Here is a 12,895-nt window from a genome sequence, read left to right on the forward strand (position 1 = left end):
TTTGTCGTTTCTGGTTGCCGCACGGCACGACACTTGCTATGCATCTTCATTAAGGCACCGCTTCCATAAGTGCCATCAAATTAATGGCGTTTGGTAGAGGGATTTCACGTGTCGGCCGTTCTCTCACTGTTACAAAGCCGTTTGTTGCGGCCTGTGTTCATTACCCTCGGTATCGCCCTTTTGGTGCAGGTACTGGTGGCCGTTGCGCTGACCCGAAGCACGGTCACGGCGCTGGAAGCCGACCTCGGTGCGCGCCTGGGGGCTGACAGCCAGAAGCTTTCCGGCGAGCTGGAGCAGGCGGGGCGTGAAGTCACGTCGAGCCTGGACAGTCTCTCTGCCAATACCCGCCAGCGGCTCAATGCCGGGTTGTCGGCTCGCCTGAAGGATGAGCAGGCGCAACTGCGTGGGACATTGGAAAAGGATTTGAGGGATTCCGCCAATGATATGGCGCAACTCCTGGCTTCCGTCGCTCCTCGCGCCATGTGGGACAGCGACGTGCCCACGCTCTCCGAATTCGCCCGTCGGGCCCAGCGTAATCCCAATGTGCTGTTTGTCATTTATGACGACGCGAATGGTGAGCACCTCACCCGCTACCTGAACCGGGAAAACCCGATCAACAAGGCGCTGCTGGAGAAAGGCAAGGGCGAGCGGGCCTTGGACAAGGTGCTGGATGCGGCGAAGAACGACCCTTCCGTGTATTACCTTGAAGCCTCGATCAATCCCAACGGCGTGGAGATCGGCAAAGTACTGATGGGGGTTTCCACGGCTGCCGTTGAAACCGATCTGAAGGCGCTGGACCAGCGCTTCTCGGCCTTGATCGCCAGCAGCGACCAGTTGGTCGGCGACAGCCTCAAGGGGGCGGCAGCCGACAGCGCCACCGCCATGCGCGGTCGCCTGGAATCGGCCCAGGCCACCGCCACGCAGATGCAGACCAACACCGCCACCACCGTGCAGGAAGCCGCGGCTACCCTGCGCTGGCGCATCGGCCTGGGCCTGGCGCTGGTGGGCTTTGGCGTGCTGGCGCTGCTGGCTGTGGTGCTGGGGCGTCGGGTGGTCAATCGCTTGAAGTTGCTGATCGCGGCCATGAACGACCTGGCGGCGGGTGAGGGGGACCTGACCAAGCGTGTGCAAATCAACAGCAAGGACGAAATTGGCGACATGGCCTCGGCGGTCAATCGCTTTGTGGATAAGTTGCAGCCCATCGTGCGCGAGGCGGGTGATGTGGCCCAGCGTACCGGTGTGGAAATCGGTGCGATGACCTTGCGTAACTCCGGTGCCGATGCGGCGGCCGGGATGCAGCGTGATGAAGTGGCCGAGAGCCTGCGTGCGCTATCGCAAATGGCTGATGAAGCTCAGTCGGAAAGCCAGGCGATGCAGGCGGCTTTGCAGCAGGTGGTAGAAATTCGCCAGGCCACCGATGAAAACACCCGCACTTCGGCCAAGGTCAGTGGCTTGATCGAGGCGCTGGCTGGGCAGGTGGACACAGGGGCGAAAGTGATCGAGCGGCTGGCGCAACAGAGCGAGCAGATCGAAGTGGTGTTGACGGTGATCCACGGCATCGCCGAGCAGACTAACTTGCTGGCCTTGAACGCGGCCATCGAGGCGGCGCGGGCTGGGGAAACCGGGCGCGGGTTTGCCGTAGTAGCGGATGAGGTGCGGGCGTTGGCGAGCAAGACCCAAAGCTCGACGGGCGATATACAGGCGCATATCGTGGCCTTGCAGCAGGGGGCTCGCGAGGCTGTGGCCGCCATCGGCCAAGCTGGGCGCCAGGCAAGTGAAGGTTTGTTGGTGCTGCGAGACAGCGCGCGGTTGCAGCAGTCGGTGCAGGCCTCTGTAGAGCAGGTGCATGCGGCTATTGGTCTGGCTACTCAGGCGGCGGCTCATCAGGCCCAGGGGGCGCAGGCGGTGCGTGGGCGGGTGGAGACGATTCATGCCCAGGCTGAGAAAGCGGCCCAGGCTGTGGTTGAGACCACGGCCAGTGGCAAGGTGCTGGATAGTTTGGCGGCGCAGTTGAAGGCGAGTTTGGGGCAGTTCAGGGCTTGATCGGGTTTTCACAGGCTTATACGCGACCAAAACCTGTGTGCGAGTTTGCTCGCGAAGGCGGCCTAACAGCCGACCTGAGTCCTCCCGGTCGTACACCCATCAGATCTGTGGGAGCAAAGCTTGCTCGCGAGGCGGCCTGACAGCCGGCCTGGTTCTTCCCGGTGGTACACCAGTCAGATTTTGTGGGAGCAAAGCTTGCTCGCGAAGGCGGCCTGACAGCCGACCCGGTTCTTCCGGTCGTGCCTCCATCAGGCCTGGTTCGGTCGGGGAGGGCTTTGCCCTCCAGCGGGAGCAAAAGTTCAGATGGCAGAAACGCAAAAACCCGCTTTCGCGGGTTTCTGTGAGGTTCAAGGTCGTGACCTTGAAGCTTGAATTGGTGCCCAGAAGAAGACTCGAACTTCCACGACCTTGCGGTCACCAGCACCTGAAGCTGGCGTGTCTACCAATTTCACCATCTGGGCAGCATCTTCAGCGTTGCCGCTGTTGATGTGGCGCACTATACGGAGCGCGTTTTGATCTGTAAACCCCTGTTTTTGTTTTAGTAATTGCCAAACGCAATTTCAGGGAGACAGAAATGCAAAAACCCGCTTTCGCGGGTTTTTGTTGGGCTTGCAGGTCATTGACCTGTTGCTCGAAATTGGTGCCCAGAAGAAGACTCGAACTTCCACGACCTTGCGGTCACCAGCACCTGAAGCTGGCGTGTCTACCAATTTCACCATCTGGGCAGTATCGGCAACGTGTGTACGTCGTCGATGGCGCGCACTATACGGAGCGTGTTTTTAACTGTAAACCCCTCCTGAGAAAAAAACCGCTAAATTTCACGAGCGGTGCTTTTCCGGGGCTTCAAAGGCAGGCCAAATCGATCTGGAAAAGCCATCGCATGTTTGAAATTTCCCGTTTCATTAAGCCTATGCCAAACTAACCCGCATATAGACAAGGTGAAAACTCTCTAATGGCCGATTGGCAGTCCCTCGATCCCGAGGCCGCTCGTGAAGCGGAAAAATATGAAAACCCTATTCCTAGTCGCGAACTGATCCTGGCGCATCTCGCCGATCGGGGTTCGCCTGCTAGCCGCGAGCAGTTGGTCGAAGAGTTCGGTCTCACCACCGAGGACCAGCTCGAAGCCCTGCGCCGCCGTCTGCGCGCCATGGAGCGCGACGCTCAACTGATCTACACCCGGCGCGGCACCTATGCGCCGGTGGACAAGCTCGACCTGATCCTGGGCCGCATCGCCGGCCACCGTGACGGCTTTGGTTTCCTGATTCCGGACGACGGTAGCGACGACCTGTTCATGAGCCCGGCGCAAATGCGTCTGGTGTTCGATGGCGACCGGGCCCTGGCCCGTGTTTCCGGCCTGGACCGTCGTGGTCGCCGTGAAGGCGTGATCGTCGAAGTGGTGTCCCGTGCCCATGAAAGCATTGTCGGCCGTTACTTCGAAGAAGGCGGCATCGGTTTTGTTGTGCCGGATAACCCGAAGGTTCAGCAGGAAGTGCTGATTACTCCGGGTCGTAATGGCGCCGCCAAGGTGGGTCAGTTCGTCGAGGTGAAAATCACCCACTGGCCAACTGCGCGCTTCCAGCCACAGGGCGATATCGTTGAAGTGGTCGGCAACTACATGGCGCCGGGCATGGAAATCGACGTTGCGCTGCGCACCTACGACATTCCTCACGTCTGGCCCGAGGCTGTGCTCAAGGAAGCCGCCAAGCTCAAGCCGGAAGTCGAAGAGAAAGATAAAGAAAAACGCATCGACCTGCGCCATCTGCCGTTCGTCACCATCGACGGCGAAGACGCCCGCGACTTCGACGATGCGGTCTACTGCGAAGCCAAACCCGGTAAGCTGCGCCTGTTCTCCGGCGGCTGGAAGCTGTTCGTCGCGATTGCCGACGTGTCCAGCTACGTGAAGATCGGTTCGGCCCTGGATAACGAAGCCCAGGTGCGCGGCAACTCCGTGTATTTCCCTGAGCGCGTGATCCCGATGCTGCCTGAGCAGTTGTCCAACGGCCTGTGTTCGCTGAACCCGAAAGTCGACCGTTTGGCCATGGTTTGCGAGATGACCATCTCCAAAACCGGCGAAATGACCGACTACCAGTTCTACGAAGCGGTGATCCACTCCCAGGCGCGTCTGACCTACAACAAGGTCAGCACCATCCTGGAAACGCCGAAGACCAGTGAAGCCAAGGCGTTGCGCACCGAATACGCTGGCGTGGTGCCGCACCTCAAGCAGCTGTACGCGCTGTACAAGGTGTTGCTGGGTGCCCGTCACGTGCGCGGCGCGATCGATTTCGAGACCCAGGAAACCCGGATTGTCTTCGGTTCCGAGCGCAAGATCGCCGCAATCACCCCGACGACCCGTAACGATGCGCACAAGCTGATCGAAGAGTGCATGCTGGCGGCCAACGTGGCCACTGCGGAGTTCCTCAAGAAGCACGAGATTCCTGCGTTGTATCGCGTGCACGACGGCCCGCCGCCGGAGCGCCTGGAAAAACTGCGCGCCTTCCTCGGCGAGCTCGGCCTGTCCCTGCACAAAGGCAAGGACGGTCCGACGCCGAAGGACTACCAGGCACTGCTGGCCAGCATCAAGGACCGCCCGGATTACCATGTGATCCAGACGGTGATGCTGCGCTCTCTGAGCCAGGCGGTGTACAGCGCCGACAACCAGGGCCACTTTGGTCTGAATTACGAGGCGTACACCCACTTCACCTCGCCGATCCGCCGTTATCCGGACCTGCTCACGCATCGCGCGATCCGCAGCGTGATCCATTCCAAGCTGAACACCCCGCACGTCAAGCGCGCCGGTGCCATGACCATTCCAAAGGCGCGGATCTACCCGTACGACGAAGCGGCCCTGGAACAGTTGGGCGAGCAATGCTCCATGAGCGAACGCCGCGCCGACGAAGCCACGCGTGACGTAGTGAACTGGCTCAAGTGCGAGTTCATGAAAGACCGCGTGGGCGAGTCGTTCCCAGGCGTGATCACTGCGGTGACCGGCTTTGGTTTGTTTGTCGAACTGACCGACATCTACGTCGAGGGCCTGGTGCACGTCACCGCCTTGCCGGGTGATTACTATCACTTTGATCCTGTGCACCACCGCCTGGCGGGCGAGCGCACCGGTCGCAGCTTCCGTCTGGGCGACACTGTGGAAGTGCAGGTCATGCGCGTCGACCTCGATGAGCGCAAGATCGACTTCGGAATGTCTGACAAGCCCGCCGAAGCGCCGACTGGCCGTAAAAAGCGTGGCGGCGAGACCGCAGCGCCTGCGACCAAGGGTAAAGGTAAAGGTGCTCCTGCCAAAACCGCAGAGTCTGAGCCAGCCAAGGCCGGTCGTCGTTCGTCCGTCAAGGACAAGGCTCCCGAAGCCTACCGCCCCAGCGACGCAGCGGCGAAGAACGCCGAGCTTCGCAAGAGCCGCGAGTTGAAGCAGCAGTTGCTCAACGAAGCCAAAAGCGGTGGTAAAGCGGCGTCTGGGGGAAAGTCCCACGGGGCGGAAAAGTCGTCGAGCAAGCCAAGCAAACACCGGAAGGGTCCGCCGAAAGCGGGCTCGGCCCCAGCCAAGAGCGGCGGGGCGCGTAAACCCAAGGCCAAGTCATGAGTCAGTTGGAAAAAATCTACGGCGTGCATGCCGTGGAAGCGTTGTTGCGTCATCACCCCAAGCGGGTCAAGCAGATCTGGTTGGCCGAAGGCCGTAGCGATCCGCGGGTCCAGACCCTGGTCGAACTCGCCAACGAAAGCCGCGTCGCGGTCGGCCAGGCCGAACGGCGCGAAATGGATGCCTGGGTCGAAGGCGTGCACCAGGGTGTCGTGGCCGAGGTCAGTCCGAGCCAGGTCTGGGGCGAAGCGATGCTCGACGAACTGCTCGATCGCACCGAGGGCGCGCCCTTGCTGCTGGTGCTCGATGGCGTGACCGATCCGCACAACCTGGGCGCCTGCCTGCGTTCGGCGGATGCCGCCGGTGCGTTGGCGGTGATCGTGCCCAAGGACAAGTCGGCCACCTTGACGCCAGTGGTGCGTAAAGTCGCCTGCGGCGCCGCGGAAGTGATTCCGTTGGTGGCGGTGACCAACCTGGCGCGCACCCTGGAAAAACTCCAGCAGCGCGGCCTGTGGGTGGTCGGCACGGCGGGCGAGGCCGAGGTCAGCATCTATGACCAGGACCTGACCGGCCCGACGATCCTGATCATGGGGGCCGAAGGCAAGGGCATGCGCCGCCTGACCCGCGAGCATTGCGATTACCTGGTCAAGTTGCCGATGGCTGGCAGCGTCAGCAGCCTCAACGTCTCGGTGGCGACTGGGGTGTGCCTGTTCGAAGCGCTGCGCCAGCGTAGCGTCAAGGCTGTCGCCAAAAAGCCCTGATCTTGCTGTAAGTCCTGTGGGAGCGAGCCTGCTCGCGATAGCGGCGTGTCATTCAGCGCAAATGTTGAATGTGGCGTCCTCATCGCGAGCAAGCTCGCTCCCACATTGATTTTGTGTTTGAGCGTGGATTGGTGGCTGTTCAAATAATCACCAATTACCTTGCGCCTCCCTCGGCCCTTCTCTACAATTGCGCCCCTTGCTGTGATGGCAGGCACTTATGTGTCTAGCGTCCACAAGTCCATAAGTGTCATTCACTCCTTGTCTGACCGTTTTTGAGCGGCAGGCTACAACCCGTAAGGAGCATTCATGCGTCATTACGAAATCATCTTTTTGGTCCACCCGGATCAAAGCGAGCAAGTCGGCGGCATGGTTGAGCGTTACACCAAGCTGATCGAAGAAGACGGCGGCAAAATCCACCGTCTGGAAGATTGGGGCCGTCGTCAACTGGCCTACGCAATCAACAATGTTCACAAGGCTCACTACGTGATGCTGAACGTTGAGTGCACTGGCAAGGCCCTGGCCGAGCTGGAAGACAACTTCCGCTACAACGATGCAGTGATCCGTAACCTGGTCATCCGTCGCGAAGAAGCCGTCACCGGCCAATCCGAGATGCTCAAGGCTGAAGAAAACCGCAGTGAGCGCCGTGAGCGTCGCGACCGTCCTGAGCACTCTGACAGCGCCGATGGCGATGACAGCGATAGCGACAGCGACAACAGCGATAACGCTGACGAGTAATCCACGGACCTTTTAAGGAGCCAATCACATGGCACGTTTCTTCCGTCGTCGTAAATTCTGCCGCTTCACCGCTGAAGACGTGAAAGAGATCGATTACAAAGATCTCAACACTCTGAAAGCCTACGTATCCGAGACCGGCAAAATCGTTCCAAGCCGTATCACCGGTACCAAAGCTCGTTATCAGCGTCAGCTGGCCACCGCTATCAAGCGCGCCCGCTTCCTGGCCCTGCTGGCCTACACCGACAGCCACGGCCGCTGAGACCGGGCAGTCGACGAGTAGTAAGGGATTGAATGCATGCGCGCCTTAGCTGACTTCATCATGCGGGGACGTGTGCAGGCCACGTTGGTTGTGGCCGGATCCGCGGCATTGCCGCTGTTGTTCTGGTTGAGTGCCGCCGCTGGGTGCCTTGTGCTCCTGCGGCGCGGTTCGGACGCCTTGAGCGTCCTGGGTATCGGGTTGCTGTCAGCGTTGGTGAGCTGGTATTTCCTGAAGGACCCGACAACACTCCTGGTGTTGCTCGGGGCTTGTGGCCTGGCGTTGGTTCTGCGCGCCGGACATACCTGGAACCGCGTGCTGCTGTGCAGCGTGGCCGTGGGGTTGTTGTGTGCGGTGAGCCTGGGGACCGTATTCGGTTCCTTCATCGAGTCACTGGCGCAGACGTTCGAACACGTCCTGCCGCTGGCGATGGGTGAGGTCTACGAGACATTCTCGGCAGACCAGAAGGCATTTCTCGCCGCGCTGAGCGCTCCGCTGATGATCATCTCGATAGCGTCTTCGCTGCAGATCTTTAGCGTGCTGTGCCTGATTCTTGGGCGCTATTGGCAGGCGTCGTTGTATAACCCCGGTGGTTTCGGTCGCGAGTTTCGCGCCATCCGATTCCCCAAGAGCGTGGCGCTGTCACTGCTGGCCGTCATGTGTGTTGCCCCGTTTTTCGGGCTGCATGCACTGATCCTGTTGCCGTTGTGCAGTGTACCGCTGGTCTTCGCCGGCCTGGCCCTGATTCACGGGCTGGTGGCGCAGAAGCGACTGGCCACGTTCTGGCTGGTGGGGATATACGTGACGTTGTTGCCTTTCATGCACTTGCTCGGTCCGTTGCTCGTGGTCTTGGCCATCGTCGACAGCCTGATTGATTTTCGCGGTCGTATGGCGCCGAAAGACGCCGACAACGCGAACGGTGAAGGTTAAAAGTTAGAGGATTTTCACATGCAACTGATCCTTCTGGAAAAAGTCACCAACCTGGGCAACCTGGGTGACAAAGTAAACGTTAAGGCCGGCTACGGTCGTAACTACCTGCTGCCTTACGGCAAAGCCACCGCTGCGACCGCTGCCAACCTGGCTGCGTTCGAAGAGCGTCGCGCTGAGCTGGAAAAAGCTGCCGCAGACCGTAAAACCTCGGCTGAAAGCCGTGCTGCCCAACTGGCCGAGCTGGAAGTGACCATCACTGCCACCGCTGGCGACGAAGGCAAGCTGTTCGGTTCGATCGGTACTCACGACATCGCTGACGCACTGACCGCCTCTGGCGTTGAAGTTGCGAAAAGCGAAGTTCGTCTGCCGAACGGCACCATCCGCAACGTAGGCGAATTCGACGTAGCCGTGCACCTGCACGCCGAAGTTGAAGCCACCGTACGCGTTGTCGTGGTAGCAGCCTAAGCAACACCTGTCGGCTGGCACCCTCGGGTGCTTGCCGGTAACATCGGGCACGATCCTGTTTACAGGTCGTGCCCTTTGTCTTTCTGCAATTGCTGAATTTCATAACCAGACGTGGCCATGAACGAAATCACCGCTCCCGAGCAATATGATCTGCAAACCGCTGCCCTGAAGGTGCCCCCGCATTCCATCGAGGCCGAACAGGCCGTGCTCGGTGGCCTGATGCTGGACAACAACGCCTGGGAACGTGTGCTCGATCAAGTCTCCGACGGCGATTTCTATCGACATGACCATCGCCTGATTTTCCGTGCGATCGCCAGGCTTGCCGATCAGAACATGCCGATCGACGTCGTCACCCTGGCCGAGCAATTGGACAAGGAAGGGCAGACGTCCCAGGTCGGTGGCCTCGGTTACCTGGGCGAACTGGCAAAAAACACGCCGTCGGTCGCCAACATCAAGGCCTATGCGCAGATCGTCCGCGAACGGGCGACGTTGCGTCAGTTGATCGGTATCAGCACTGAAATCGCCGACAGCGCCTTCAACCCGGAAGGCCGCACCGCCGCCGAGATCCTCGACGAAGCCGAACGGCAGATCTTCCAGATCGCCGAGGCCCGGCCGAAAACCGGCGGCCCGGTGAGTGTCAACGACCTGCTGACCAAGGCCATCGACCGTATCGACACCTTGTTCAACACCGACAACGCCATCACCGGCCTGTCCACTGGCTACACCGATCTCGACGAGAAGACCAGCGGTCTGCAGCCATCCGACCTGATCATCGTCGCCGGCCGTCCGTCCATGGGTAAGACCACCTTTGCGATGAACCTGGTGGAAAACGCCGTGCTGCGCAGCGACAAAGCCGTGCTGGTGTACTCCCTCGAGATGCCAGGCGAATCGCTGATCATGCGTATGCTCTCGTCCCTGGGGCGTATCGACCAGACCAAGGTCCGTTCCGGCCAATTGGAAGACGATGACTGGCCGCGCCTGACATCGGCGGTCAACCTGCTCAACGACCGCAAGCTGTTCATCGACGATACCGCGGGTATCAGCCCGTCGGAAATGCGTGCCCGGACCCGTCGCCTGGTGCGTGAGCATGGTGACATCGCGCTGATCATGATCGACTACCTGCAATTGATGCAGATCCCGGGTTCCAGCGGCGACAACCGGACCAACGAGATTTCCGAAATCTCCCGGTCCCTCAAGGCCCTGGCCAAGGAATTCAACTGCCCGGTGGTTGCACTTTCCCAGTTGAACCGTTCCCTGGAACAGCGCCCGAACAAACGCCCGGTGAACTCCGACTTGCGGGAATCCGGAGCGATCGAGCAGGACGCCGACGTGATCATGTTCGTCTACCGTGACGAGGTGTATCACCCTGAGACGGAACACAAGGGCATCGCCGAAATCATCATCGGCAAACAGCGGAACGGTCCGATCGGCTTCATTCGCCTGGCGTTCATCGGTAAATACACCCGATTCGAGAACCTGGCGCCGGGTAGCTACAATTTTGATGACGATGAGTAAATTCTTCATCGCCTGATCTGGCCTCATCGCGAGCAGGCTCGCTCCCACATGGGATCTGTGTGTTGCAGATATTTTGTGGGAGCGAGCCTGCTCGCGATGAGGGCGTCACCATTTCCGACCATAGCCGTCGGAATTGGTCAAATTTTGTGCTATATTCCGCGCCCGCGATTTTTCATCCTTTATACCGGTCATCGACATGCAAGCAGCCAAGCCGTTATTTGACTATCCCAAGTACTGGGCCGAATGTTTCGGCCCGGCGCCGTTCCTGCCCATGAGCAGGGAGGAGATGGATCAGCTCGGCTGGGATTCATGCGACATCATCATCGTGACCGGTGATGCCTACGTCGATCACCCGTCGTTCGGCATGGCGATCATTGGCCGTTTGCTGGAAGCCCAGGGCTTTCGCGTCGGGATCATTGCCCAGCCGAACTGGCAGTCCAAAGACGACTTCATGAAGCTCGGCGAGCCCAACCTGTTTTTCGGTGTCGCGGCCGGCAACATGGACTCGATGATCAACCGCTACACCGCCGACAAGAAAATCCGCTCCGACGACGCCTACACCCCCGGCGGCCTGGCGGGCAAGCGGCCGGACCGTGCGAGCCTGGTCTACAGCCAGCGCTGCAAGGAAGCCTACAAGCATGTGCCGATCGTGCTTGGCGGTATCGAAGCGTCGCTGCGGCGTATCGCCCATTACGATTACTGGCAGGACCGGGTCCGCAATTCGATCCTGATCGACGCCTGCGCCGACATCCTGCTCTACGGCAACGCCGAGCGGGCGATTGTCGAAGTCGCCCAGCGCCTGTCCTACGGCCACAAGATCGAAGACATCACCGATGTGCGCGGCACGGCGTTCATCCGCCGCGACACGCCGCAAGGCTGGTACGAAGTCGATTCCACGCGCATCGACCGCCCGGGCAAGATCGACAAGATCATCAACCCGTATGTGAATACCCAGGACACTGCTGCTTGCGCCATCGAGCAGGAGAAGGGGCCGGTTGAAGATCCGAGCGAAGCCAAGGTTGTGCAGATCCTGGCGAGCCCGAAGATGACCCGCGACAAAACCGTGATTCGTCTGCCATCGGTGGAAAAGGTCCGTGGCGACGCGGTGCTGTACGCCCACGCCAACCGGGTACTTCACCTGGAAACCAACCCGGGTAACGCCCGTGCCCTGGTGCAGAAACACGGCGAGGTCGATGTCTGGTTCAACCCGCCGCCCATTCCGATGACCACCGAGGAAATGGACTACGTGTTTGGTATGCCTTACGCACGTGTTCCGCACCCGGCTTATGGCAAGGAAAAGATCCCGGCCTACGAGATGATCCGTTTTTCGGTGAACATCATGCGTGGCTGCTTCGGCGGCTGCACCTTCTGCTCGATCACCGAGCACGAGGGCCGGATCATCCAGAACCGTTCCGAAGAATCGATCATTCGCGAGATCGAAGAGATCCGCGACAAGGTCCCAGGCTTCACCGGCGTCATTTCCGACCTCGGCGGCCCGACCGCGAACATGTACCGCATCGCCTGCAAGAGCCCGGAAATCGAGTCCGCGTGCCGCAAGCCGTCGTGCGTGTTCCCCGGCATCTGCCCGAACCTCAATACCGACCATTCTTCGCTGATCCAGTTGTACCGCAGCGCCCGGGCATTGCCTGGGGTGAAGAAGATCCTGATCGCCTCCGGCCTGCGTTACGATCTGGCGGTCGAGTCGCCGGAATACGTCAAGGAACTGGTGACCCACCACGTTGGTGGTTACCTGAAGATTGCCCCGGAGCACACCGAGGAAGGCCCGCTCAACCAGATGATGAAGCCGGGCATCGGCAGCTATGACAAATTCAAGCGGATGTTCGAGAAGTACACCAAGGAAGCCGGGAAAGAGCAGTACCTGATTCCGTACTTCATCGCCGCTCACCCGGGTACCACCGACGAAGACATGATGAACCTGGCGCTGTGGCTCAAGAGCAACGGTTTCCGTGCCGACCAGGTGCAGGCGTTCTACCCGTCGCCGATGGCTACCGCGACCGCCATGTACCACTCGGGCAAGAACCCGCTGCGCAAGGTCACCTACAAGAGCGATGCGGTGACCATCGTCAAGAGCGAGGAGCAGCGCCGCCTGCACAAGGCCTTCCTGCGTTATCACGACCCCAAGGGTTGGCCGATGCTGCGTGAAGCGCTGACCCGCATGGGCCGCGCCGACCTGATCGGGCCGGGCAAGAACCAGCTGATTCCGTTGCACCAGCCGGCCACCGACAGCTACCAGAGCGCCCGGCGCAAGAACTCGACGCCGGCTGGCAGCCACAAGGTGGGCAAGGAAACCACCAAGATCCTGACCCAGCACACTGGGCTGCCACCGCGTGCCAGTGACGGTGGCAACCCATGGGACAAGCGTGAGCAAGCCAAGGCCGCGGCATTCGCCCGCAACCAGCAGGCCGCCAAGGAACGCAAGGACGCCGCCAAGGGCAAGGGCCCGAAACCGGCGCGCAAGCCTGTCGTGCCGCGCTGATCCTTGAGCGACAACGTAAAACGCCAGCCTTAAGTGCTGGCGTTTTGCTTTCTAGCGACGGTGCTGGCCGTTTGTTATCGTGGCGACCGCCTTACGACGTGATGGCG

9 protein-coding genes, 2 tRNA genes and 1 pseudogene are annotated in these 12,895 nt (G+C 60.3%); 10 read left to right on the top strand and 2 right to left on the bottom strand.

The window, feature by feature from the left end:
* Nucleotides 1-1,083: 1,083 nt before the first annotated feature.
* Nucleotides 1,084-1,137 (top strand): annotated as a pseudogene (locus DTP52_RS31525) (hypothetical protein); the annotation flags it as partial.
* A gap of 201 nt (nt 1,138-1,338) precedes the next feature.
* A complete protein-coding gene (locus DTP52_RS31530; RefSeq protein WP_370873794.1) occupies nt 1,339-2,043 on the top strand; it encodes a methyl-accepting chemotaxis protein in 705 nt (234 codons plus the stop codon).
* Between the two features lie 374 nt (nt 2,044-2,417).
* Here the strand turns inward: DTP52_RS31530 and DTP52_RS05300 are convergent.
* Both DTP52_RS05300 and DTP52_RS05305 read right to left on the bottom strand, forming a co-directional pair.
* Nucleotides 2,418-2,504, bottom strand: a tRNA-Leu gene (locus DTP52_RS05300).
* Between the two features lie 177 nt (nt 2,505-2,681).
* A tRNA-Leu gene (locus DTP52_RS05305) sits at nt 2,682-2,768 on the bottom strand.
* A 227-nt stretch (nt 2,769-2,995) separates the two neighbouring features.
* Here DTP52_RS05305 and rnr point away from each other — a divergent pair.
* From rnr to DTP52_RS05345, 8 genes are all read left to right on the top strand, one after another.
* On the top strand, nt 2,996-5,632 hold the full coding sequence (rnr, locus tag DTP52_RS05310; RefSeq protein WP_109752168.1) for a ribonuclease R: 2,637 nt from the start codon (nt 2,996-2,998) through the stop codon (nt 5,630-5,632).
* Nucleotides 5,629-6,390 (top strand): 23S rRNA (guanosine(2251)-2'-O)-methyltransferase RlmB, encoded by a 762-nt coding sequence (gene rlmB / locus DTP52_RS05315; RefSeq protein ID WP_109752169.1) that lies wholly within the window; start codon nt 5,629-5,631, stop codon nt 6,388-6,390. The genes rnr and rlmB overlap by 4 nt, the downstream gene beginning before the upstream one ends.
* A gap of 306 nt (nt 6,391-6,696) precedes the next feature.
* Nucleotides 6,697-7,125 carry a 30S ribosomal protein S6 gene (gene rpsF / locus DTP52_RS05320; RefSeq protein WP_003186395.1) on the top strand — a complete coding sequence of 143 codons (429 nt, stop codon included), beginning with the start codon at nt 6,697-6,699 and terminating at the stop codon, nt 7,123-7,125.
* A 28-nt stretch (nt 7,126-7,153) separates the two neighbouring features.
* Nucleotides 7,154-7,384, top strand: coding sequence for a 30S ribosomal protein S18 (rpsR, locus tag DTP52_RS05325; RefSeq protein ID WP_002551829.1), 231 nt, complete (start codon nt 7,154-7,156; stop codon nt 7,382-7,384).
* Nucleotides 7,385-7,420: 36 nt separating this feature from the next.
* Complete coding sequence (locus DTP52_RS05330) at nt 7,421-8,311, top strand: hypothetical protein (RefSeq protein WP_109752170.1); 891 nt, start codon at nt 7,421-7,423, stop codon at nt 8,309-8,311.
* A gap of 18 nt (nt 8,312-8,329) precedes the next feature.
* Nucleotides 8,330-8,776, top strand: coding sequence for a 50S ribosomal protein L9 (rplI, locus tag DTP52_RS05335; RefSeq protein ID WP_003197251.1), 447 nt, complete (start codon nt 8,330-8,332; stop codon nt 8,774-8,776).
* Between the two features lie 117 nt (nt 8,777-8,893).
* A complete protein-coding gene (gene dnaB / locus DTP52_RS05340; protein WP_027911801.1) occupies nt 8,894-10,291 on the top strand; it encodes a replicative DNA helicase in 1,398 nt (465 codons plus the stop codon).
* A 196-nt stretch (nt 10,292-10,487) separates the two neighbouring features.
* Nucleotides 10,488-12,788, top strand: a complete 2,301-nt coding sequence (locus tag DTP52_RS05345) for a YgiQ family radical SAM protein (protein ID WP_109752171.1) — start codon at nt 10,488-10,490, stop codon at nt 12,786-12,788.
* Nucleotides 12,789-12,895: the final 107 nt, after the last annotated feature.

Origin of the sequence: Pseudomonas sp. 43mfcvi1.1 (genome assembly GCF_900115935.1) — a bacterium.
GTDB classification, from domain to species: domain Bacteria; phylum Pseudomonadota; class Gammaproteobacteria; order Pseudomonadales; family Pseudomonadaceae; genus Aquipseudomonas; species Aquipseudomonas bijieensis.

Excerpts from the sequence above, each read along its gene's own strand:
- DTP52_RS31530 (WP_370873794.1), top strand. The coding sequence starts at position 1,339 with ATGGCTGATGAAGCTCAGTCGGAAAGCCAGGCGATGCAGGCGGCTTTG.
- rnr (WP_109752168.1), top strand. The coding sequence starts at position 2,996 with ATGGCCGATTGGCAGTCCCTCGATCCCGAGGCCGCTCGTGAAGCGGAA.
- rlmB (WP_109752169.1), top strand. The coding sequence starts at position 5,629 with ATGAGTCAGTTGGAAAAAATCTACGGCGTGCATGCCGTGGAAGCGTTG.
- rpsF (WP_003186395.1), top strand. The coding sequence starts at position 6,697 with ATGCGTCATTACGAAATCATCTTTTTGGTCCACCCGGATCAAAGCGAG.
- rpsR (WP_002551829.1), top strand. The coding sequence starts at position 7,154 with ATGGCACGTTTCTTCCGTCGTCGTAAATTCTGCCGCTTCACCGCTGAA.
- DTP52_RS05330 (WP_109752170.1), top strand. The coding sequence starts at position 7,421 with ATGCGCGCCTTAGCTGACTTCATCATGCGGGGACGTGTGCAGGCCACG.
- rplI (WP_003197251.1), top strand. The coding sequence starts at position 8,330 with ATGCAACTGATCCTTCTGGAAAAAGTCACCAACCTGGGCAACCTGGGT.
- dnaB (WP_027911801.1), top strand. The coding sequence starts at position 8,894 with ATGAACGAAATCACCGCTCCCGAGCAATATGATCTGCAAACCGCTGCC.
- DTP52_RS05345 (WP_109752171.1), top strand. The coding sequence starts at position 10,488 with ATGCAAGCAGCCAAGCCGTTATTTGACTATCCCAAGTACTGGGCCGAA.